This window comes from Neorhizobium turbinariae (genome assembly GCF_023223505.1).
Classification (GTDB): Bacteria; Pseudomonadota; Alphaproteobacteria; order Rhizobiales; family Rhizobiaceae; genus Neorhizobium; species Neorhizobium turbinariae.
The window spans coordinates 287,667-308,958 of sequence record NZ_JALPRY010000001.1; the positions used below are offsets into that span (position 1 = coordinate 287,667).

Sequence of the window (21,292 nt, forward strand, 5' to 3'; positions counted from 1 at the left end):
CGGTGTCCGCTGAACCCTCGAAACAGCGTCAGCGAGCGAGCTCATGATTCTCGCGGCGGCCACTTCGGAGGCCTCTCACGCCATCTCGCGTTAACTTTTCCATTCCCTGATAATACCAAGGAAGTCAGCACCTTAGTGTCCTGGATTAATCAAGGTAAACGATTTGTTAACCATTTTGCTGCACCAATAGGAGCACGTTGATGAGCCGCCAGAATCGTCGGCCGAAACAAGTTTGGCGCAAGCGCAGAGCTTTAGCCTGAAGTCCTTTGTAGGAGTGACCGATGACCGACAAGCACGTCGCTGTTCTGATGGGGGGATTTTCCTCCGAACGGCCTGTCAGCCTGTCGTCGGGCAATGCTTGCGCGGACGCTCTCGAAGGCGAGGGTTACCGGGTCACCCGTGTCGACGTTGATCGCAATGTCGCGGCTGTTCTTTCCGAGTTGAAGCCCGACGTGGCTTTTAATGCTCTCCATGGTCCCTATGGCGAAGACGGCACCATCCAGGGCATTCTGGAATACCTCGAGATCCCTTACACGCATTCGGGCGTGCTCGCCTCGGCGCTTGCCATGGATAAGCATCAGGCTCGGCATGTGGCCAAGGCTGCCGGTATTCCGGTTGCTGAAGCCAAGGCGATGAACCGCTTCGATATCGGCAACGTGCATCCGTTGAAGCCGCCTTACGTGGTGAAGCCGGTGCGCGAAGGTTCGTCCTTCGGCGTCGTCATCGTCCAGGAGAATCAATCTCATCCGCCGCAGGTCATCGGTTCGTCCGACTGGCGTTATGGTGATCGCGTTCTCGTTGAGCGTTACATCTATGGCCGCGAGCTGACTTGTGGCGTCATGGGCGATGTCGCGCTCGGTGTGACCGAGGTCGTGCCGACCGGCAACGCCTTCTATGACTACGATGCTAAATATGCAGCCGGTGGCTCCAAGCATGTCATTCCGGCGCAGATTTCACCGAATATTTACCAGAAGATACAAACACTGGCCCTCAAGGCGCATCAGGCGATGGGCTGCCGTGGCGTCAGTCGTTCGGACTTCCGCTATGACGACCGCTTCTCCGAGAATGGCGAGTTGATCTGGCTCGAAATCAACACTCAACCAGGTATGACGCCGACGTCGCTTGTGCCCGAAATGGCCGCACACGCAGGTCATTCCTTTGGTGAGCTCGTCCGTTGGATGGTGGAGGATGCTACGTGTTTGCGTTGATCGGCAAGAAGGCGGCTTCGCCGCGTGGCCGTTCCCAGGCTCTTTACCTCGGCGCCGATGAGCGCCGCGTGCTGCCGCGCCCTCTGCGTCGCGTCGTGCGCTTCTGCGTCAGCCTCGCGACCGGCCGCATCTACATTCCGGAGCATGTCGGCACATTTTCCGCATTCGGTTTCATGGCAGCGGTCGGCCTCTACGGCATGTCGATTGGCGGCCATGGCCATGAAGTCGCACAGGCGACCACGGCTGCCCTCGGCTTTGCCATTGAAGATGTTCGCGTTTCCGGCAACGAGCAGACGTCCGAGATCGACATCCTCCAGCTTCTCGGCCTCGATGGCACGACGTCGCTGGTCGCGCTTGACGTCGATGCCGCGCGCCGCAAGCTCTCCGAGCTTCCCTGGGTCCAGTATGCCGAGGTGCGCAAGGTCTATCCGCGCACGATCGAAGTCATGCTGAAGGAGCGCCAGGCTTTCGGGATCTGGCAGCATGGTTCGGAACTTTCGCTGATCGAGAAGGACGGCAGCGTGATCGCGCCGCTTCGCGACAACAAGTTTGCTTCCCTGCCGCTTTTCGTTGGCCGTGACGCCGAGCGCGCTGCAGCCTCCTTCGAGGAAGCGATGGCTGCCTGGCCGGAGCTGAAGTCGCGGGTGAAAGCTTACGTCCGGGTCGCCGGTCGTCGCTGGGACCTGCACCTCGACAACGGCGTCGTGCTGAAGTTGCCGGAAAACAATGTTGAGCGGGCTCTCGCCGTTCTCGGCCGGCTGGAGCAGGAAGAGGGGATCCTTCAGCGGGACATCGCTTCGGTGGACCTGCGGCTGGAGGATCGTGCGACGGTTCAGCTGACGGCTGCTGCCGCTGAGCGTCGCAAGGAGGCAGTTGATGCGCGCGCCAAGGCGCTGAAGAAGGCGGGAGAGCAGTCGTGAGTGTTTTCGGATCGTCTCATTTCGGTCTGCCCCGCATGAAGCCGCTCTCTTCCAAGCGCAGCCATGTCGTGTCTGTACTGGATATCGGCTCGACCAAGGTCGTCTGCATGATCGCCCGGCTGACGCCGCGGGCGGAAAGCCAGGTCCTGCCGGGTCGCACCCATAACATCGAAATCATCGGCATCGGCCATCAGCGTTCGCGGGGCGTGAAGTCCGGCGTGGTTGCTGATCTCGACGCAGCAGAAAGTGTCGTACGCCTTGCCGTTGATGCGGCAGAGCGCATGGCAGGCCTCACCGTCGACAGCCTGATCGTCAACGTATCTGCCGGCCGCCTCGCAAGCGATGTCTATACCGCGAGCATCGATCTCGGTGGCCAGGAAGTCGAAGCCGCTGACCTCAAGAAGGTTCTGGTTGCTGCCAGCCAGCGCTCGCTGCGCCAGGATCGCGCCATCCTTCACTCGCTGCCGACCGGCTTTTCGCTCGACGGCGAACGCGGCATCCGCGACCCGCTGGCGATGTACGGTGACAACCTCGGTGTCGACATGCATGTCGTGACCGCCGAACGCGCGACGCTGAAGAACCTCGAACTGTGCATCAACCGGGCGCATCTGTCGGTCGAAGGCATCGTTGCGACGCCTTATGCCAGCGGTCTTGCGGCTCTCGTTGACGACGAAGTCGAACTCGGCTGTGCTGCCATCGACATGGGCGGCGGCACGACAACCATCTCCGTTTTTGCGGAGGGCAAGCTTGTCCATACCGATGCAATCAGCCTCGGTGGTCACCACGTGACGACCGACCTCGCACGTGGCCTGTCGACCCGCATCGAAGACGCCGAGCGCATGAAGGTGGTTCACGGTTCGGCACTGGCCAATGGTGCAGATGAACGCGACGTCATCTCTGTCCCGCCGATCGGCGAGGACGACCGCGACCAGCCAACCCAGGTGCCACGTTCGCTCGTGACGCGCATCGTGAGCGCCCGCATCGAGGAAACGCTCGAACTCATTCGCGACCGCATCCAGAAGTCGGGCTTCAGCCCGATCGTTGGCAAGCGCGTCGTTCTGACCGGCGGCGCAAGCCAGCTGACAGGCCTTTCGGAAACGGCACGCCGGATCCTGGCGCGCAATGTTCGGATCGGTCGCCCGATGGGCGTCTCCGGCCTGCCGCAGGCGGCCAAGGGGCCTGCCTTTTCGACGGCCGTTGGCCTGATGATCTACCCGCAGGTCGCTGACCTGGAAACGCATGCGTCGCAGAGCGGCCTCATGGCCTCCCTCGGCAATAGCAACGGCCGGCTCGCTCGCATGGGGCAGTGGCTGAAGGAAAGTTTTTGACGGCCGGGTAATCCCGACCATCAGCAAGACATGACATGAATTGGCCGGCGGCGATGCGGCCTGAGAGAGAAGGAACTGGTGCAATGACCATCAAGCTGCAGAAGCCAGACATCACTGAGCTGAAGCCTCGGATTACCGTATTCGGCGTCGGTGGTGGCGGTGGCAACGCCGTTAACAACATGATCACCGCTGGCCTGGAAGGCGTCGACTTCGTTGTCGCCAACACGGACGCCCAGGCGCTCACCATGACGAAGGCCGACAAGGTCATCCAGATGGGCGTGCAGGTTACCGAGGGCCTGGGTGCAGGTTCCCAGCCTGAAGTCGGTCGCGCCGCCGCTGAAGAATGCATTGGGGAAATCGTCGATCACCTGCATGGCACGCACATGTGCTTTGTCACGGCCGGCATGGGCGGTGGTACGGGCACGGGCGCTGCGCCGGTTGTTGCCGAAGCCGCTCGCTCCAAGGGCATCCTGACCGTTGGCGTCGTCACCAAGCCGTTCCACTTCGAAGGCCAGCGCCGCATGCGCCTTGCCGAGTCGGGTATCCAGGAACTGCAGAAGTCGGTCGACACGCTGATCGTCATTCCGAACCAGAATCTGTTCCGCATCGCCAACGACAAGACGACCTTCGCCGATGCCTTCGCAATGGCCGACCAGGTTCTCTACTCCGGCGTCGCCTGCATCACCGACCTGATGGTCAAGGAAGGCCTGATCAACCTCGACTTCGCCGACGTTCGCTCTGTCATGCGCGAAATGGGCCGTGCGATGATGGGTACCGGCGAAGCATCCGGCCCGGGCCGCGCAATGCAGGCTGCCGAAGCTGCGATCGCCAACCCGCTCCTCGACGAAACCTCGATGAAGGGCGCCCAGGGTCTCTTGATCTCCATCACCGGTGGTCGCGACCTCACCCTGTTCGAAGTCGACGAAGCAGCGACGCGTATTCGCGAAGAAGTCGATCCGGATGCCAACATCATCCTCGGCGCAACCTTCGACGAAGCGCTCGAAGGCCTCATCCGCGTGTCGGTCGTTGCAACCGGTATCGACCGTGGCGTTCAATCGGTTGACCTGCGTGCCGCAGAGATGCGCGCTGCGTCTAAGCCGATCATCCGTCCGTCTGCTGCCATCCCGGCTGCATCTGCACCGAATCAGCCGGCTCCGCAGCCTGCGCCTGTCATGCAGGCCGCTCCGGCACCGGTCGCACAGCCCGTTGCCCAGCAGCAGCCGGCCGTCGATCCGATCGCCGAGCAGATCCGTCTCGCAGAAGCCGAAATGGAACGCGAACTGGCTATCAACGAGCCTCAGCGCGTCGCACCGGCTCCGCAGCCTGTCGCGCAGCAGCAGGAAGAGTTCCGCCCGGCAAGCCGCCTGTTTGCCGCTCCGGCAGAACCGCAAGCTCCGGCCATGACGCGTCCTGCTCCGGTTCAGGCCCCCGCCCAGCCGCAGCCGGCCCCGGTCATGCAGCAGCCCGCCGCACCGCGTCCTGCCGCTCCGGTCTTCCGCGAGCCGGCCGCTCCGAGCGTTTCGGCCACTGTCGAGCCGGTCCGCATGCCGAAAGTCGAGGACTTCCCGCCGATCGTGAAAGCCGAGATGGACCAGCGTTCGCAGCCGGTACAGCATGTCCAGGAAGAGCGTGGCCCTATGGGTCTTCTGAAGCGGATCACGAGCTCGCTCGGTCGCCGCGAGGAAGAAGAGCCGGCTCATGTCGAGCCTGCGGCACCGGCTGCACCGGTGGCACAGCGTCGTCCGCTCTCGGCCGAAGCCAGCATGTATGCGCCGCGCCGCGGCAATCTCGACGACCATGGCCGCGCGGTTCCGCAAAGCCACCAGGAAGACGACCAGCTCGAAATTCCGGCTTTCCTGCGCCGCCAGTCGAACTGAGTTAACGACCGTTATCAAACGTGACGAGGGCCCGTGTGAACGCATCGGGCCCTTGTGCATTTCATCAACAGCCACATGGACTTAGGATCGTAACATTCCGAAACGAACAGTGATTTGGAATGCGCGGGGCGGGTGCGTAGATAGAGGATGAAAAGACGCCTGAATCACACGGTCGAATCAAGCTTGGCCGCCTGCGAGGCGCAGAAATAACGGGCTTCCGCTGAGCGGGCGTCCGCGACAGAAGGCAAGTAGAATGACTATTGGATTGCTCGGTTTCCAGACCACCATCGCCGCACCGGTTAGCCTCAAGGGCACCGGCGTGCATTCTGGAGCCACTGTCGGAATCACCTTTCAGCCTGCCGAAGCCGGAACTGGCGTCGTGTTCAGCCGCACGCTCGAAGACGGAAGCTCCGTTGAATATCGGGCCCTTTCCGCGCATGTCGGCCCGACCGACCTTTGCACGGTTCTCGGCACTTCGCCCGCAAAATGGGTGGCGACGATCGAGCACGTCATGGCTGCCCTTTATGCGCTTGGCATCGACAACGTGGTGGTGGAAGTCGAAGGCGCCGAAATGCCGATCATGGACGGTAGCTCTGCTCCGTTCATCGATGCGATCGAACAGGTCGGCATCGTCAACCTCAGCGCAAAGCGCCGCTACATCCGCGTGCTGAAGCCGGTTCGCATTGACTCAGGCTCGTCCTGGTCGGAATTTCGTCCGCATGAAGGCACCCGCTTCGAGGTCGAGATCGACTTTACCTCGCCGCTGATCGGCCGCCAGAGCTGGAAGGGCGAACTGACGGCTGCCGCCTTCAAGCAGGAACTGTCGCGGGCACGCACCTTCGGCTTCATGCGCGATGTCGAGCGCCTGTGGGCCGCCGGCTACGCGCTGGGTTCGTCGCTTGAAAACTCGGTTGTCATTTCTGACGACGATACGGTCGTGAACGTCGAAGGCCTGCGCTACAAGGACGAGTTCGTCCGTCACAAGACGCTGGACGCCGTGGGCGACCTGGCACTGGCTGGTGCGCAGTTCATCGGTTGCTACCGCTCCTATCGTGGCGGTCACAAGATGAACGCTCAGGCGCTGCAGGCGCTGATGAGCGATCCGACGGCTTACGAAATTGTCGAGGCTCCGTCTTCGCGTTCGGCACGTGTTCGCGCCAGCGAATTCGTTCCGGTGAAGATGCCGGAACAGACACCATCGTTTGCCTGATCAATCCATCTCCAGTCGGCTTCGCCGAATTGCTTGGCCGCTTCCTACCCGAAGCGGCCTTTTCTTTGCGCCCATGGCGATAACCTCGCCGCGTGCCACAAAAATGTATGAATGCAGCAGCATTGCGTTGCTCTCCCTTTGCTTTTATGGCTAGAACGCCTGCCTAGGCAGCGGGTTTTGACGCGCGGGACGATCGGGAACTGTCGAATGAACCATGTAAGGTCTGTTGGAATGCGTAAGGCCGCGAGAATCGCGTTCGTGTCGATGGTGCTCGCTAGCGCCGGCTTTGGCGTTACCGCCTGCCAATCTGACCCGGACATCGACATCACCAAGCTCGGCCTGCAGACCGAACCGCCGGAAGTGCTGTACAACCAGGGTCTCGCCAACATGAAGGCGGGCAACCTGGCGGAAGCGAGCCGCAAGTTCGACGCCATCGAGCGCCAGAACCCGTTCACCGAGTGGGGCCGCAAGGCGCTCGTGATGAGCACCTTCACGAAGTATCGCCTCGGCCGCAATGACGACGCGATCGCCACCGGCAACCGCTACATGAACCAGTATCCGCAGTCGCAGGATTCGGGCTACGTTCAATATCTCGTCGGCCTGGCTTACTCCAAGCAGATCGCTGACGTGACGCAGGATCAGCGCGCCGCCAGAAGCACGATCGAGGCGATGACCAAGGTCGTCAACAACTATCCAGATTCCGAATATGTTGAAGACGCGCAGGCGAAGATTCGCTTTGCGCGCGACCAGCTTGCCGGCAAGGAAATGCAGATCGGCCGCTACTACCTGGAGCGCAAGGAATACCTTGCCGCGATCCAGCGTTTCCGTGTCGTGGTCGAGCAGTATTCCAACACCAACCAGGTGGAAGAAGCGCTGGCGCGTCTGGTTGAAACCTATTTTGCGATGGGCATCGTGGAAGAGGCGCAGACCGCAGCCGCCGTGCTTGGCCGCAACTACCCCGACAGCCAGTGGTACGCGGATTCCTACAAGCTGCTGCAGACGGGAGGCGTCCAGCCTCGCGAAAATCGCGGCTCCTGGATTTCCAGGGCCGGGGCAAAGCTCATCGGAGCTTGAGGCAAAGCACCGCGTGATTGAGGAAACATGCTGATCCAGTTGTCGATCCGGGATATCGTTCTGATCGAGCGGCTGGATCTCGCCTTCGAAGCCGGACTGTCCGTGCTGACCGGCGAGACCGGCGCCGGCAAGTCCATCCTTCTCGACAGCCTTTCGCTTGCTCTTGGTGGCCGTGGTGACGGGGGCCTCGTTCGGCATGGTGAAGACAAGGGCCAGGTCACGGCCGTTTTCGACGTTCCCGCCAATCATGCGCTCCGCACGCTTCTTCGCGACAACGGCATCGACGATGACGGGGACCTGATCTTCCGGCGCATCCAGTCTGCCGACGGGCGCACCCGCGCCTCGATCAACGACCAGCCGGTCAGCGTGCAATTGATGCGCCTGGCGGGTCAGATGTTGGTTGAGATCCACGGCCAGCACGACGACCGAGCGCTGATCGATACAGATGCGCACCGCAACCTCCTTGATGCATTCGCAGGTCTTGGCGACGACGTGCAGCAGGTCTCGCGCCTCTACCGCGCATGGCGCGATGCCGACCGCGCTCTGAAGACCCACCGTGCCAAGGTAGAGGCCGCGGCGCGCGAGGCCGATTACATCCGCGCCTCTGTCGAGGAACTGGAAGCGCTTTCTCCGCGTGATGGCGAAGAAGAAGAACTCGCCGAGCAGCGCTCGCGGATGCAGAAGGTCGAACGGATCGCTGGCGACATTTCCGAGGCCTCCGAATTCCTGAACGGTAACGGTTCGCCGGTTCCGCTGATCGCCTCCCTCGTGCGTCGTCTCGAGCGCAAGAGCCACGAGGCGCCGGGCCTGCTGGAGGAAACGGTCGAATTGCTCGACCAGGCCCTCAACCATCTGTCGAATGCGCAAATGGAGGTCGAGGCGGCGCTGCGGCGGACCGAGTTCGACCCGCGGGAACTCGAACGTGTCGAGGAGCGGTTGTTCGCGCTGCGTGCTGCCGGCCGGAAATATTCTGTGGCGGTTGTCGACCTGCCGGCGCTTGCCGAAAAGATGGTTGCTGATCTCGCCGATCTTGATGCCGGCGAGGAAAAGCTCGCCGAGCTGGAGAAGGTGGCTGCGGCAGCGAAGACCGAGTTTGACCAAGCGGCCGGTGCACTTTCGCAGAAGCGCCGTCATGCGGCTGAAGGGCTCGCATCCGCGGTGATGGCTGAACTTCCCGCGCTCAAGCTGGAACGCGCCCGGTTCATGGTGGAGGTGACGAGCGATCCGGATGCGGCGTCGGCCGAAGGGATCGATACCGTCGAGTTCCACGTCCAGACAAACCCCGGCACACGGCCGGGGCCGATCATGAAGGTCGCTTCGGGCGGCGAGCTCTCCCGTTTCCTCCTGGCGCTCAAGGTCGCGCTTGCCGACCGCGGCTCGGCACCGACGCTTGTCTTCGACGAAATCGACACCGGTGTGGGTGGTGCGGTCGCGGATGCGATTGGTCAACGGCTGAAGCGGCTTTCCGACAAGGTGCAGGTGCTGTCCGTCACGCATGCGCCGCAGGTTGCCGCACGTGCCGCGACGCATCTGTTGATCTCAAAGGGACCCGCCGGCGAAGGCTCCGACAAGATTGCAACCCGCGTTGCCACCATGGAGCCGGAGCATCGCACCGAAGAGATAGCCCGCATGCTTGCCGGCGCTTCGGTGACAGACGAGGCGCGGGCTGCGGCAAAGCGATTGCTTGCTGGAAACGGCTGAGGCGTCTCTTTCCATCGCTGAAAATTGCTCTACAAAACGACTCCTCAAGTTCGAGGAGCGCGCATCATGTCTGCCGAAAAGACACCCGTGGAAAACCTCAGCGAAGAAGAGGCGGCAGCGGAGCTTGCCTTTCTCGCGGCAGAGATCGCGCGCAATGACGAGCTTTATCACGGACATGATGCGCCTGAAATTTCGGATGCCGAATATGACGCGCTGAAGCGCCGCAACGACGCGATCGAGAAGCGTTTTCCGCAACTGGTGCGCGCTGACAGCCCATCGATTAGGGTGGGTGCAGCGCCTTTGCCGACCTTCGCGCCGATAACCCATTCGCGGCCGATGCTGTCGCTCGACAACACGTTTTCAGATGAGGACGTGCGCGATTTCGTCAACTCCGTCTACCGCTTCCTCGGTCGCCTGCCGGACGGCTCGATCGCCTTTACTGCCGAGCCGAAGATCGACGGCCTTTCCATGTCGATCCGCTACGAGCAGGGACGGCTGGTGAATGCCGCAACCCGGGGCGATGGCACCACCGGTGAGAACGTCACCGAGAACATCAAGACGATCAAGCAGATCCCGAACCGCCTGCCGGACGGCGTACCGGATGTCGTGGAGGTTCGCGGCGAAGTCTACATGACCAAGAGCGACTTCCTGGCATTGAACGAGAAGATGGCGGCGGAGGGCAAGCAGACCTATGTGAACCCGCGCAACACGGCGGCAGGGTCGCTGCGCCAGCTTGACCCGAAGGTGACCGCAAGCCGCAACCTGAAATTCTTCGCCTATGCCTGGGGCGAGATGTCGGAAATGCCGACCGACACCCAGATGGGCATGGTCGAGAAGTTCAAGGAATGGGGTTTTCCGGTCAATCCGCTGATGAAGCGGTTGAACGCGGTGGAAGACATCATTGCCCACTACAAGGATATCGGCCTCAAGCGCCCCGATCTCGACTACGAGATCGACGGCGTGGTCTACAAGGTCGACCAGCTCGACCTGCAGGCGCGTCTGGGCTTCCGCTCGCGCTCGCCGCGCTGGGCGACTGCCCACAAATTCCCGGCCGAACAGGCATTTACGCATGTGGAGAAGATCGACATCCAGGTTGGCCGCACGGGGGCGCTGACGCCTGTCGCGCGCCTGACGCCGGTCACGGTGGGTGGCGTGGTCGTCACAAATGCGACGCTACACAACGAGGACTACATCAAGGGCATAGGCAATTCCGGCGAACGAATCCGTGAGGAGGAGCACGATATCCGTGTCGGCGATACCGTCATCGTGCAGCGGGCAGGGGATGTGATCCCGCAGGTGCTGGATGTCGTCATGGAAAAGCGGCCGGCCGTTGCCGTCCCGTATGAGTTTCCGAAGAAATGCCCGGTCTGCGGCAGCCATGCGGTGCGCGAAAGAAACGAGAAGACGGGGAAGCTCGATTCCGTCACCCGCTGCACGGGCGGCTTCGTGTGCCGGGCGCAGGCGGTGGAGCACCTGAAACATTTCGTCTCGCGCGCCGCCTTCGATATCGAGGGGCTCGGCGCCAAGCAGATCGACTTCTTCTTTGAGAGCGACGATCCGGCGCTGCAGGTGCGCACCGCAGCCGACATCTTCACGCTGAAAAAGCGTCAGGAGGCATCTCCGCTGACGAAGCTCGAGAATATCGAAGGTTTCGGAAGGGTGAGTGTCCGCAAGCTGTTTGACGCGATCGATGAGCGCCGCAACATCGCGCTCCATCGGCTGATCTATGCGCTCGGCATCCGCCATGTGGGGGAGACGACGGCTAAGCTTCTGGCGCGGGCCTACGGCACCTATGAGAGCTTCGAATCAGCCATGAAGAGTGCGGCCGATTTCTCAGGCGAAGCATGGCACGACCTCAACGCCATCGAAGGCATCGGGGAAGTCGTTGCCCGCGCGATCGTCGAGTTCTTCAAGGAGCCGCGCAATATCGAGGTGATCGAACGGCTGCTCGCCGAAGTCACGCCGCAGGCTGCCGAACAATTGGCTGCGAGCTCCAGCCCTGTCGCCGGCAAGACGGTGGTCTTCACTGGTTCGCTCGAAAAGTTCACCCGTGATGAAGCGAAGGCTCGTGCGGAAAGCCTCGGCGCCAAGGTGGCAGGGTCAGTGTCGAAGAAAACCGACTATGTGGTGGCCGGGCCGGGGGCCGGCTCCAAGCTGGACAAGGCGCGGGAGCTCGGCGTTGCGGTGATGGACGAGGATGAGTGGCTAGCCTTCATCGGCGGTTGAGCGCCCGCTGCGGTCGCTGATCTTTGCCGAATCGCTCCGGCGTCTGTAAGCAATGGGCGGGACTACACGGGGCCGACCATTGAAAACCATCGCCATCGATTTTGAAACCGCCAATGAACAGCGCGGCAGCGCCTGTTCGGTCGGGCTTGCCTGGATCGAGGATGGCGAGGTGGTTCGGGTCGAGGAGCGGCTGATCCGCCCGAAGGACATGCGCTTCTCCTCCTTCAACATAGCCGTCCATGGCATCAGGCCGGAGCATGTCGAGGATGCCGGCGAGTTTCCCGAGGTGATGGACGAGTTCGCCGATGACTTTCGCGGTGCGACGATGATCGCGCATAACGCTGCGTTTGACTTCAGCGTCTGGCGCGCCTGCCTCGATCTCTACCGGCAGCATTATCCGGAGCTTTCCTACCTCTGCAGCGTCAAGATGGCGCAAAAGGTCTGGCCGCACCTTGGATCGCACAAGCTGAACGTCCTTGCTCAGCATCTCGGGTTACGGTTTGCGCATCACAATGCGGGGGAAGACGCGGCGGTCTGCGCCAAGGCGGCAATCGCGATTGCGCGTTCGCTGGGGGTCGCGCATGTGCGCGACGTGCCATCTATGATCGGCATGAAGATCGGCCAGCTCTTCGCGGGCGGCTATGCTCCCTGCACCATCCGGTTGAAGTAGCTCAAGGCTGCTTGTTTCGCGGCCGGCTAATCCTATCTCTGATCACGTATCGTTTACCGGAGATAGCCCGCATGAACCGCCTCAGCAGATTTCTATCCACCCTCATAGTCGCGGCAGGTGCTTTGACGCTGCCGGCCTCTGCGCAGGTGGTGGGCGAGGTGGGTGTCGACTGGATCGGCAATGACATCATCATCGAAGCGGTGCCCGATCCGCAGATCAAGGGCGTCACCTGCCACGTCACCTATTTCGAGCGTGGGATCATTGACCGGCTGAAAAACGGCAACTGGTTCGAGGATCCGTCGAACAACTCGATTTCGTGCCGCCAGACGGGCCCGATCGCGATCGACAAGATCAACCTTGGCAAGGGCGGCGAGGAGGTGTTCCGGCAGGGTCGTTCGCTGATCTGGAAGGATCTGCTCGTCAAGCGCATCTACGACAAGACGAATAACACGCTGATCTACCTGGCACATTCGCGCCAGGTCGTCGATGGCTCGGCCAAGATGGCGATTTCCACCATCCCGCTTTACGGCCAGGAAGTGACCTGGAAAAACGGCAAGCCTTGATGTGAAGCGGCAGATTGCCGCGTCGTCGTCGAGTGGTTTCTCTGCTTAGGCTGCTTCGCGCGACAGTTCGTCAGCGATGACGGTGTCGAGGTTGAGGAAGCAGACCATGGTCTTTTCCAGCGCCACGATGCCGCGGCAGAAAGCGCGCTGCGTTTCCGGAATGATTTCCGGCGCCGGCTGCAGGTCTTCACCCTTGATGGTCATCATGTCGGAGACCTGCTCGACCAGGAGGCCTACCAGCTTTCCGCGGATGTCGGTGACGATGATGGCTGAACGTTCCGAAGGTTCGGTCATCTTCATGCCGAGGCGGCAGGCCATGTCGATTACCGGAATCACGGCGCCACGCAGGTTGATGAGGCCCAGTACGTATGGTGGCGTGTGGGGCATCGGCGTCACCGGCGCCCAGCCGCGAATTTCGCGGATCGCCATGATATCGATGCAGAATTCCTGGTCACCAAGGTGGAACGAGACAATCTCGAGATAGGCACCGGACTGCTTGATGGCGTTCGTCATGTCAGAATTCCCATTTCCGTCGTTGGGATTGGTTTATCAGCTAGACGTTAATGCACGGCTAATCTTGTTTGACGGTTGCGTGCTCTTCCTCAGGGGCGGCAAGCGTTGTAGGATTGGGTGATGAGCACGAGCCACCTTCCGATCATGATGGGTTTCGGCCTCCTCCTTCTCGGGATTGGTGGCGCGGCCTTCTATGGCTGGATGCAGCATGGCTCCTCCATCCTGCTGTCGCTTGCGGAAACCGGGATTCCCTGGTGCTTCTGATGCCACCGGCGGGTGGGACAAATCAGCGCTTCTGACCTTCAAACAGTTTGTTGAGTTGCACGGCGCAGACTTGGGGTTTAGGCCACGCATCAAAGGATGCTCCCTCACGCGCTGAAACCGACGAGTCACGGATGAAGACCTTTCGCATTGTTCTTTGGATCGCAGTGGTGGCGCTGGCAGGCGTGCTTGTCTTCCTGACGCTGACGATTACCCAGTCCAAGCAGCAGCTGGCCGAGGGGCCGTTTGGCGTACCGTTCCAGCTCGTTGCGCAGGATGGCCAGCCGATCACCGAGAAGGCGTTCCAGGAGAAGCCAACGGCGCTGTTCTTCGGCTTTACCCATTGCCCCGAAGTCTGCCCGACGACGCTGTTCGAGCTGAACGGCTGGATGCATAAGGTCGACCCGGACGGCACCAAGATCAACGGCTTCTTTGTCAGCGTTGACCCCGAACGCGACACACCGGAATTGCTTGGCCAGTACGTGTCCAACGTCACCGACCGCGTGAAGGGCATTTCGGGCCCGCCTGCGAAGGTGAACGAAATGGTGAAGGGCTTCAAGGTTTATGCCAAGAAGGTGCCGGTCGATGAAAAGGACCCGGACGGCGACTACACCATGGACCACACGGCATCCGTCTTCCTGCTCGACAATGGCGGCCGGTTTGCCGGCACGATCGCTTATGGCGAGAATCCGGACACGGCGATCAAGAAGCTCGAGAACCTCATCAACGGCTGACGCCTTGAAGCCGGGGCCGATTGTGTGGCAATCCTCCGGCATCCAAATATTTGCAGCGAGACCCACCCTTGAGCGAAATCCGCCTTTACGTCACGTCCACCGAAAAGGGTGCGGCCGAGATACTCGATATCCTGAGCGAGGTCTTCGGTGAGGAAGATTTCGCCATCGCCACCACGGAGGTGGACGAGAAGCGGGACATTTGGGAAGCCTCCGTTTACATGATGGCCGAGGACGAGGACATGGTGCGCGCGCGCGTGGCCGAAGGTCTCCGTCATGCCTTCCCGGATGCCGTCATCGAACGCGAAGTCATTCCCGATGTTGATTGGATTGCCAAGTCACTGGAGGGCCTGAAGCCTGTCAGGGCAGGGCGGTTCCTGGTCCACGGTTCCCACGATCGCGACAAGGTGAGGGTGAACGATCTCGCGATCGAGATCGAAGCCGGCCAGGCGTTTGGCACCGGTCACCACGGTACCACGGCAGGCTGCCTGGAGATGATCGAACAGGTGGTGCGGGCGCGTCCCGTTCGCAACGCCTTGGATCTCGGCACCGGCAGCGGCGTCCTGGCGATTGCGGTGCACAAGCTGAAGCCGGTGCCTGTGCTCGCCACCGATATCGATCCCGTCGCCGTGCGGGTGGCGAAGGAAAATGTCCGCAGCAACGGAATTGCAAGCGGCATCAGCCTGGAAACGGCGCCCGGCTTCCATTCGCCAGCGTTTGATCGCCACGGCCCCTTCGATCTCATCATCGCCAATATCCTGGCTCGCCCCTTGATCAAGATGGCGCCGCAGCTGGTGGCGCATCTGGCGCCCGGCGGCTCGGTTATCCTATCGGGGATCTTGGCGGAGCAGCGCTGGAAGGTTCTGGCGGCCTATAGCGGCGTTCGCCTCAGCCATATCCGCACGATCTGGCGCAACGGTTGGGTGACTATCCACCTGCGCAAGGACTAAGCGCGACGCGAGCAAATTTCACAATTGAAAGCAAAGAAAAAGCGGCACTTGGAGGTGCCGCTTCAGATCAGCTGTGAGGCCGATCATGTCCGCGAGCTGTGGGAGGAACTGCTCGAGCGGACCTCGTATTCTGAAAGCGCGGGCGGATGAGGGAGGAGATCTCCGCCCGAGCCTTGGATCAGAATACGTAGCTTTGTGCGCCCTTGCGGCGCAGTTCTTCGCGGCTGGTGCCGAGGCCCTTCAGGGTCTCGTCGTCGAGGCCGAGCAGGGCGCCATTAACATAACGGGCAACCTGACGTTCGCGGGCTTCGACGACACGGTTCAAAGCATTGCGGAAGAAGGAGCTTGCCATGATGATGATCCTTTGGAAGCGGGCCTTGTTCGGCGCCCGTCTGATGATCCGTATATAGCTAATGCTGCAGCGCACAGTCAGAGGGGCTGTTACAATGGTGCCATGCACCATCTGCATGGGTCTCGGCTGAGCTGCCACCTGATGCGGCAGCTGCTGCTCAAGATGGCGGCATCGTGGGTGCTGGCAGAGCACGCCCGACTTGGTAACATATGGCATATCGCAAGAATCAGACGCGGATCCTTTTCATGTTCCAATCCTTTGAAGTCAAATCCACCCCACAGTTCGGGCGAGGCCGCGTCCAGTCCTTGCGCGCGAAGTTCGATGAGCTCGGGATCGATGGTTTCCTAGTGCCGCGCGCCGATGAATACCAGGGCGAATATGTGCCGCCATGCGCCGAGCGCTTGTCGTGGCTGACGGGTTTTACGGGCTCCGCCGGCGTGGCGCTGATCACGCAGCGCGAGGCGGTGGTCTTTGTGGATGGCCGTTACGTCACCCAGCTTGCCGAGCAGGTTGACCAGGAGTTGTTTACCGGCGGCGATCTCGTCAACGATCCGCCGCATGTCTGGCTGCCGCGAAATGCGCCGAAAGGCTTTCGGCTGGGCATCGACCCGTGGCTGCATGCCGGTGCGGAAGTGCGCCGCCTCGAAAAAGCGTTGGCCGAAATCGGTGGGCAGCTGGTGCTGCTCCCCACAAACCCGCTCGATGCCCTGTGGACGGATCGCCCGGCGGAACCCCTCGGCCCCGTCGCCATCCAGAAACATGAGCATGCCGGGGTTCTGGCCACCGAGAAAATCACCAAGATTGCCGCTCAGGTGAAGGACAAGGGTGCGGCGGCCGTCATCATCACCGATCCATCCTCCGTTGCGTGGATCTTCAATATCCGTGGTGAGGACGTACCGCACACGCCGCACCCCCTTTCGCGGGCGATCATCGCGGCCGACGGCAAGGCCGAGATCTTTCTCGACAAGGCAAAGACTGGGATTGAGCAGACCGCATATCTTGCGCAGATGGCGGAGCAGTGTGCGCCTGCAGAATTCCTCGACCGCCTTTCGGCTCATGCCGCCAATGGCGGAAAGCTGCTCGTTGATCCGGATCTTGCACCTCTCGCCGTGACCAAGGCGATCATCGCTTCCGGTGGCGAAGTGGTGGAAGCGACCGATCCTGCCAAGCTGCCGCGCGCCTGCAAGAACCAGGCGGAACTGGAAGGTTCGGCGAAAGCGCATCTGCAGGATGGTGCGGCCATGGTGGAGTATCTGTACTGGCTCGACAGCCAAACGCCGGGTACGCTGACAGAAATCGATGCGGTGAAGGCGCTGGAAGCTGCGCGTGCTCGTGTCGGCCAGAACATGCAGAACCCGCTCAAGGACATTTCCTTCGAAACGATTTCCGGTGCCGGCGAACATGGCGCGGTGATCCATTACCGGGTCAGCACGGAAACCGACCGCAAGCTCAATGCGGGCGAGCTTTTCCTCGTTGATTCAGGCGCCCAATATGTCAACGGCACCACGGACATCACCCGCACGGTTGCGATTGGCGAGGTGCCGGACGAGCAGAAGCGCTTCTTCACGCTGGTGCTGAAAGGCATGATTGCGATCAGCACTGCCCGTTTCCCGAACGGAACGCGCGGGTGCGACCTCGATCCTCTGGCGCGCATTGCGCTCTGGAAGGCGGGTGCGGACTATGCACATGGCACTGGCCACGGCGTGGGCTCATATCTTTCGGTCCACGAAGGGCCGCAGCGGATCTCGCGGCTTGCAACGCAGGAACTTCTGCCCGGCATGATCCTGTCCAACGAGCCGGGCTATTACCGTCCCGGTTCCTTCGGGATCCGCATCGAGAACCTGGTCTTCGTGAAGGCGTCGGAAGATATCGCTGGTGGCGACCAGCCGATGCTGTCGTTTGAGACGCTGACGTGGTGCCCAATCGATCGGCGCCTTGTCGTGACGTCGCTGCTGACGGTCGAGGAGCTCGACTGGCTGAACACCTATCATGCGGATGTGCGTGAAAAACTGCTGCCGCTGCTGGACGACGCGGCGGTCGAGGACTGGCTGGTGAAGGCGACCGATCCGCTCGCCTGATCAGAGCCCGAAGAGGTGGCGGCAGACCATGGCCGCCGCCCATCCGGCGCCGAGCATCAAGAGGCCCGGGTAACGCAGGCTGACCACCATCGCGACGAACATGGCGATCTTGAAGTCCCAGCCGCCGTTGAAGAAGGCGGGCGCCACAAGCGTCGTCAGGACGGCCGCGGGCACCGCATTCAGCGCCTGCTCGACACGCGGCGGGATCGTGTTCATCCGCGTGATCAGGATATAGCCGCCGATGCGCGTGAGAAACGTCGCGACTGCAGCCGCGAGGATGAGGAGCGACATTTCGAGGGAGACCTGGAAATCCATCTTAGGTCTCCGCCTCGGTTGCTGCTGCCGGTACCTCGCCAACCACCTCCTGCTGTAGCGGCAACGCTGCGGCAACAATGACGCCAACGGCTGCCCCGATGCTGACATGCCAGGGCGAGCCGACGAAATGGTAACCGAACACTGAGCCTGCCGCACTGGCGATGACGGTCGGGTAGAAACCGGGCTTGCGGCGGAAGCCTACAACAAGGCCGAGGAAGTAGATGGGCAGAAGCGCGTCGATTGCGAAAACACGCGGGTCGCCCATCATTCGCCCGAAGAAGGCGCCGACCATGCTGAAGAACAGCCATGGGAAATAGATCGTGCCACCAAAGCCGATATACCAGGCGAAGCTGACGCCCCGCCCGCTTTCGCCCCGGTTGACGCCTTCGGCAAACTGCGGGTCGGTGAGCAGGAAGAAGGCAAAGAACTTCTGCAGCGGCGTGAAATGGGTGATGAAGCGGGCAAGCGCCGCCGAGTAGAGAATGTGGCGGAAGTTGACGGCGAAGACCGATAGCACCACGAGCCAGGGCGCAACATGGTGGCCGAACAGTTCGATGCCCACCAGCTGGCTGGCGCCCGCATAAACGATGGCGCTCATCAGGCCGGCTTCGGCGACCGACAGGCCATTGTCGGCGGCGACGGCGCCAAACAGCACCGCGAATGGCGCAGAGGAAAGGGCGATGATCATGCCGCCCTTCAGCCCCTCGCTCAGTTCAGTACGATTCATTATGGAGTTCCCTTCGCCCCGGCTTTAGGGCCGCGGGTTCTCCGGTGCAATTCAATTGGGCTGATAGGACAATCGATTCCGCTGAACTATTGCATCGGCAAGTCAGTCGGAAAGGATGTCGCTGCTGTTGCAGATGGCGATGCCGCGCGACCGCATTTCCTCGATTGCGGCCCGCACGCCCTGCGGATCTATGCCGCGGCTGGCGTCCTCAATGAAGCGTACCTTGACGTTGGGTAGCATCTCGATTGCGTCGAGCGCGGAAAACTTGACGCAATAGTCGGTGGCGAGGCCACAGATGTCGAGTTCCGTCACCTGCTGCGCCCTGAGATAACCGGCGAGGCCGGTGACCGCCGCCTGGTCATTGTCGCGGAAGGCAGAGTAGCTGTCGACGGCAGGGTTCTCGCCCTTCTGCTGGATGTAGTCCACCGCGTCGATATTGAGATCGGGGTGAAACTCGGCATCGGGTGTGCCCTGGATGCAGTGATCCGGCCACATAACCTGCGGAGTGCCGCAGAGTTCGCCCATCTCGAAAGGCTTTTTTCCTCCATGCTGGGAGGCAAAGCTGCCGTGATTTTCCGGATGCCAGTCCTGCGAGGCGACGATGACATCATAGCCGCCATCCTCGATGAGGCGGTTTGCAACCGGCACGACTTCGTCGCCGTGGGGAACCGGCAGGTTTCCACCCGGACAAAAACCGTTCTGGATATCGACGAGCAGCAGCGCCTTCATCAGCCAATCCTCCTTCGCTTGGAAATACCATGCCAAGGGGGCGGCTCGCAGGCAACCATATTCAAGTCTCTGCGGGCGTTTCAGCCAAGAAGAACGTGAGTCGATTTCAGTTGAAGTTGCAGGTTCTTGTGGCTAAGAAACAACAGTTGAGGGACGTGGACGCCTTAATCTGCACGCGATGGTCATGCCATTGCCGCATTTCGGCTAAACTTCCGGCCGCATGCTCTTTTAACCATTCGACTGAAGTTCAGAAGCGGGGCGGCGTAAAGACATTGGTTACCATATCCGTTCATTCTCACATTCGAGCTGATGGCTTGGGTGAGGGACGTAATCCTTCAGCCCGACCGGGTCACAGCCTTTGTGTCGGCAGCCTTGCGCAAGCATGGGCCGCCTGTGTGAGTAACGGTTTGGGTAACGAGTGATGGCGGGTTCGGTTCCGAAAGCAGTCCAGGGCAAGCAGGTTCGCAAGACGACTGCACGCCGGAAGAAATCCCGCTCCCTTCTGACAAATGTCGCGCTTGGCGTGGGTATGACGGTGGGCGCGCTTGTCTGCGCCTCCATGGCCACGATGGCGACAGCGGTCAAACCAGCCTCCGAAGTAAAGATCAATGTGGCGATGCCGAAGCCGGCCGCCACGATGGCATCGTTCGACGAGGTCGCGCTTGCCGCTGGCCCCCTTAATCGCGGCCCCATCGATATAGACGTGAACAAGTTCTCGCGGCTTCCGGGCAGCAGTCCGGCCGAACCGAAGGCCGGTCGCCTTGAAGGTGCCGCGGCCGCAGCACTTGCCGCGCGCCGCCCGGAACCTGCCGATGTTCAGGTTGCGCTGCAGGCGGCTCTTGCGAGCGCCGCCCGCAACCGCGCAATGGACCAGCAGTTCGCAGCGCTCGAGAAAAGCCGCCCGGGCGCGGACCAGGTCCGCTCAATCCTGGGCTCCGCGATGGCGAGCCTCGTGGTCGTGGCACCGCGCGGCGACAGCAGCTTGCCAGACCTGATCCAGGATGCGCCGCCGGCCACCTCGGTTGCCGAGCTCAAGGACATGAAGCCGGTCGAAATGGCCGCGCTGGAAGATACTTCGCTTGAGGAGGAGACGGAAGAAACTGTCGTCGCCTCGCTGCCCGAGCCTGCTCCGGTGGAAACCCACTCTTTGCCGAAGTCCGGCCCGCTGCCGGTAATCCGTCCGTCGACCTCCCTCGCACAGGCTGAAAAGCCGGCGAAGCCAAATGCGCTGGCCGCCATCGCCGCTGTTGCGCCGCAAAAGCCGCGTGGCAACGATGACGACAAGCCGACTGCGCTTGCCTTTGCCAAGCCCGACAACCCGATGCGCCAGGAGCCGTCGCGTCCGGCGCCGTCTGCTCCGAGCTGGCCAGGCATCGGTTCGAAGGTCGCCATCTACGACATCACCAACGGCGTTGTTCACATGCCGAACGGCACGAAGCTCGAGGCGCATTCCGGCATCGGCAGCATGCGTGACAACCCGAAATATACCCATGTAAAGATGCGTGGGCCGACCCCGCCCGGCACCTACAAGCTTTCAATGCGCGAGAAGCTGTTCCACGGCGTTGCCGCAATCCGCCTGACTTCCGTTGATGGCAAGCATCCGCAGAACCGCACAGGTCTTCTCGCTCACAGCTACCTGCTGCGTGTGAAAGGTGACTCGCATGGCTGCGTTGCCTTTGCCCAGTACGACAAGTTCCTGAAGGCCTTCCAGCGCGGCGAGATCACCCACATGGTGATTGTGCCCAAGTGGGACGGAAAGCGCCCGGGCGGCGGCTCCAACGGCAACTTCCTTGCCAAGCTTTTCAGCGGCAGCGACGCCTGACCATGAAGAAAGCCGCTGGTTTGCCAGCGGCTTCAAC

The 21,292-nt window shown here is 61.5% G+C and carries 20 protein-coding genes; 15 read left to right on the plus strand and 5 right to left on the minus strand.

Annotated elements, in window-relative coordinates:
- Positions 1–281: 281 nt before the first annotated feature.
- From M0654_RS01345 to M0654_RS01390, 10 genes are all read left to right on the plus strand, one after another.
- Entirely contained in the window at positions 282–1,208 is a 927-nt protein-coding gene (locus tag M0654_RS01345) for a D-alanine--D-alanine ligase (RefSeq protein ID WP_118849968.1), read from the plus strand.
- Positions 1,196–2,128, plus strand: a complete 933-nt coding sequence (locus tag M0654_RS01350; RefSeq protein ID WP_118849967.1) for a cell division protein FtsQ/DivIB — start codon at positions 1,196–1,198, stop codon at positions 2,126–2,128. The genes M0654_RS01345 and M0654_RS01350 overlap by 13 nt, the downstream gene beginning before the upstream one ends.
- Complete coding sequence (gene ftsA / locus M0654_RS01355) at positions 2,125–3,456, plus strand: cell division protein FtsA (RefSeq protein ID WP_248681498.1); 1,332 nt, start codon at positions 2,125–2,127, stop codon at positions 3,454–3,456. Before M0654_RS01350 ends, ftsA begins: the two co-directional genes overlap by 4 nt.
- A gap of 83 nt (positions 3,457–3,539) precedes the next feature.
- Complete coding sequence (gene ftsZ, locus M0654_RS01360; RefSeq protein ID WP_248681499.1) at positions 3,540–5,333, plus strand: cell division protein FtsZ; 1,794 nt, start codon at positions 3,540–3,542, stop codon at positions 5,331–5,333.
- 253 nt (positions 5,334–5,586) lie between these two features.
- Positions 5,587–6,543, plus strand: coding sequence for a UDP-3-O-acyl-N-acetylglucosamine deacetylase (gene lpxC / locus M0654_RS01365; RefSeq protein ID WP_118849964.1), 957 nt, complete (start codon positions 5,587–5,589; stop codon positions 6,541–6,543).
- A gap of 207 nt (positions 6,544–6,750) precedes the next feature.
- Complete coding sequence (locus M0654_RS01370; RefSeq protein ID WP_248681500.1) at positions 6,751–7,617, plus strand: outer membrane protein assembly factor BamD; 867 nt, start codon at positions 6,751–6,753, stop codon at positions 7,615–7,617.
- A 27-nt stretch (positions 7,618–7,644) separates the two neighbouring features.
- Positions 7,645–9,318, plus strand: a complete 1,674-nt coding sequence (gene recN / locus M0654_RS01375) for a DNA repair protein RecN (RefSeq protein WP_248681501.1) — start codon at positions 7,645–7,647, stop codon at positions 9,316–9,318.
- Positions 9,319–9,384: 66 nt separating this feature from the next.
- On the plus strand, positions 9,385–11,544 hold the full coding sequence (gene ligA, locus M0654_RS01380) for an NAD-dependent DNA ligase LigA (protein WP_248681502.1): 2,160 nt from the start codon (positions 9,385–9,387) through the stop codon (positions 11,542–11,544).
- Positions 11,545–11,623: 79 nt separating this feature from the next.
- On the plus strand, positions 11,624–12,214 hold the full coding sequence (locus tag M0654_RS01385) for a 3'-5' exonuclease (RefSeq protein WP_248681503.1): 591 nt from the start codon (positions 11,624–11,626) through the stop codon (positions 12,212–12,214).
- A 71-nt stretch (positions 12,215–12,285) separates the two neighbouring features.
- A complete protein-coding gene (locus tag M0654_RS01390) occupies positions 12,286–12,777 on the plus strand; it encodes a CreA family protein (protein WP_248681504.1) in 492 nt (163 codons plus the stop codon).
- A 45-nt stretch (positions 12,778–12,822) separates the two neighbouring features.
- Here the strand turns inward: M0654_RS01390 and M0654_RS01395 are convergent, their stop codons facing one another.
- Entirely contained in the window at positions 12,823–13,290 is a 468-nt protein-coding gene (locus M0654_RS01395) for a chemotaxis protein CheW (protein WP_118849958.1), read from the minus strand.
- Positions 13,291–13,410: 120 nt separating this feature from the next.
- Between M0654_RS01395 and M0654_RS01400 the strand changes: the two genes are divergently transcribed.
- From M0654_RS01400 to M0654_RS01410, 3 genes are all read left to right on the plus strand, one after another.
- Complete coding sequence (locus M0654_RS01400) at positions 13,411–13,554, plus strand: hypothetical protein (RefSeq protein WP_248681505.1); 144 nt, start codon at positions 13,411–13,413, stop codon at positions 13,552–13,554.
- A 131-nt stretch (positions 13,555–13,685) separates the two neighbouring features.
- Positions 13,686–14,285: an SCO family protein gene (locus tag M0654_RS01405; protein WP_248681506.1), complete on the plus strand. Its 600-nt coding sequence runs from the start codon at positions 13,686–13,688 to the stop codon at positions 14,283–14,285.
- A gap of 68 nt (positions 14,286–14,353) precedes the next feature.
- Complete coding sequence (locus M0654_RS01410) at positions 14,354–15,232, plus strand: 50S ribosomal protein L11 methyltransferase (RefSeq protein WP_248681507.1); 879 nt, start codon at positions 14,354–14,356, stop codon at positions 15,230–15,232.
- Between the two features lie 178 nt (positions 15,233–15,410).
- Here the strand turns inward: M0654_RS01410 and M0654_RS01415 are convergent, their stop codons facing one another.
- The gene (locus M0654_RS01415; RefSeq protein ID WP_199925257.1) at positions 15,411–15,584 is read right to left on the minus strand and encodes a hypothetical protein; all 174 of its coding nucleotides are present in this window, start codon (positions 15,582–15,584) and stop codon (positions 15,411–15,413) included.
- Positions 15,585–15,829: 245 nt separating this feature from the next.
- On the opposite strand from M0654_RS01415, the gene M0654_RS01420 reads away from it, so the two are divergent.
- Entirely contained in the window at positions 15,830–17,662 is a 1,833-nt protein-coding gene (locus M0654_RS01420; protein ID WP_248681508.1) for an aminopeptidase P family protein, read from the plus strand.
- Here M0654_RS01420 and M0654_RS01425 read toward each other — a convergent pair whose 3' ends face one another.
- The 3 genes from M0654_RS01425 to pncA form a co-directional block, all read right to left on the minus strand.
- Positions 17,663–17,977, minus strand: a complete 315-nt coding sequence (locus M0654_RS01425; RefSeq protein ID WP_118849954.1) for an AzlD family protein — start codon at positions 17,975–17,977, stop codon at positions 17,663–17,665. It abuts the gene before it with no gap.
- Between the two features lies 1 nt (position 17,978).
- Entirely contained in the window at positions 17,979–18,704 is a 726-nt protein-coding gene (locus tag M0654_RS01430; protein ID WP_248681509.1) for an AzlC family ABC transporter permease, read from the minus strand.
- Positions 18,705–18,806: 102 nt separating this feature from the next.
- Positions 18,807–19,433: a bifunctional nicotinamidase/pyrazinamidase gene (gene pncA, locus M0654_RS01435; RefSeq protein ID WP_248681510.1), complete on the minus strand. Its 627-nt coding sequence runs from the start codon at positions 19,431–19,433 to the stop codon at positions 18,807–18,809.
- A 421-nt stretch (positions 19,434–19,854) separates the two neighbouring features.
- Between pncA and M0654_RS01440 the strand changes: the two genes are divergently transcribed.
- Positions 19,855–21,255, plus strand: a complete 1,401-nt coding sequence (locus tag M0654_RS01440) for a DUF2778 domain-containing protein (protein ID WP_248681511.1) — start codon at positions 19,855–19,857, stop codon at positions 21,253–21,255.
- The last annotated feature ends 37 nt before the right edge of the window (positions 21,256–21,292 follow it).

Excerpts from the sequence above, each read along its gene's own strand:
- M0654_RS01345 (WP_118849968.1), top strand. The coding sequence starts at position 282 with ATGACCGACAAGCACGTCGCTGTTCTGATGGGGGGATTTTCCTCCGAA.
- ftsZ (WP_248681499.1), top strand. The coding sequence starts at position 3,540 with ATGACCATCAAGCTGCAGAAGCCAGACATCACTGAGCTGAAGCCTCGG.
- lpxC (WP_118849964.1), top strand. The coding sequence starts at position 5,587 with ATGACTATTGGATTGCTCGGTTTCCAGACCACCATCGCCGCACCGGTT.
- M0654_RS01370 (WP_248681500.1), top strand. The coding sequence starts at position 6,751 with ATGAACCATGTAAGGTCTGTTGGAATGCGTAAGGCCGCGAGAATCGCG.
- recN (WP_248681501.1), top strand. The coding sequence starts at position 7,645 with ATGCTGATCCAGTTGTCGATCCGGGATATCGTTCTGATCGAGCGGCTG.
- ligA (WP_248681502.1), top strand. The coding sequence starts at position 9,385 with ATGTCTGCCGAAAAGACACCCGTGGAAAACCTCAGCGAAGAAGAGGCG.
- M0654_RS01390 (WP_248681504.1), top strand. The coding sequence starts at position 12,286 with ATGAACCGCCTCAGCAGATTTCTATCCACCCTCATAGTCGCGGCAGGT.
- M0654_RS01395 (WP_118849958.1), bottom strand. The coding sequence starts at position 13,290 with ATGACGAACGCCATCAAGCAGTCCGGTGCCTATCTCGAGATTGTCTCG.
- M0654_RS01400 (WP_248681505.1), top strand. The coding sequence starts at position 13,411 with ATGAGCACGAGCCACCTTCCGATCATGATGGGTTTCGGCCTCCTCCTT.
- M0654_RS01405 (WP_248681506.1), top strand. The coding sequence starts at position 13,686 with ATGAAGACCTTTCGCATTGTTCTTTGGATCGCAGTGGTGGCGCTGGCA.
- M0654_RS01415 (WP_199925257.1), bottom strand. The coding sequence starts at position 15,584 with ATGGCAAGCTCCTTCTTCCGCAATGCTTTGAACCGTGTCGTCGAAGCC.
- M0654_RS01420 (WP_248681508.1), top strand. The coding sequence starts at position 15,830 with ATGTTCCAATCCTTTGAAGTCAAATCCACCCCACAGTTCGGGCGAGGC.
- M0654_RS01425 (WP_118849954.1), bottom strand. The coding sequence starts at position 17,977 with ATGGATTTCCAGGTCTCCCTCGAAATGTCGCTCCTCATCCTCGCGGCT.
- M0654_RS01430 (WP_248681509.1), bottom strand. The coding sequence starts at position 18,704 with ATGAATCGTACTGAACTGAGCGAGGGGCTGAAGGGCGGCATGATCATC.
- pncA (WP_248681510.1), bottom strand. The coding sequence starts at position 19,433 with ATGAAGGCGCTGCTGCTCGTCGATATCCAGAACGGTTTTTGTCCGGGT.
- M0654_RS01440 (WP_248681511.1), top strand. The coding sequence starts at position 19,855 with ATGGCGGGTTCGGTTCCGAAAGCAGTCCAGGGCAAGCAGGTTCGCAAG.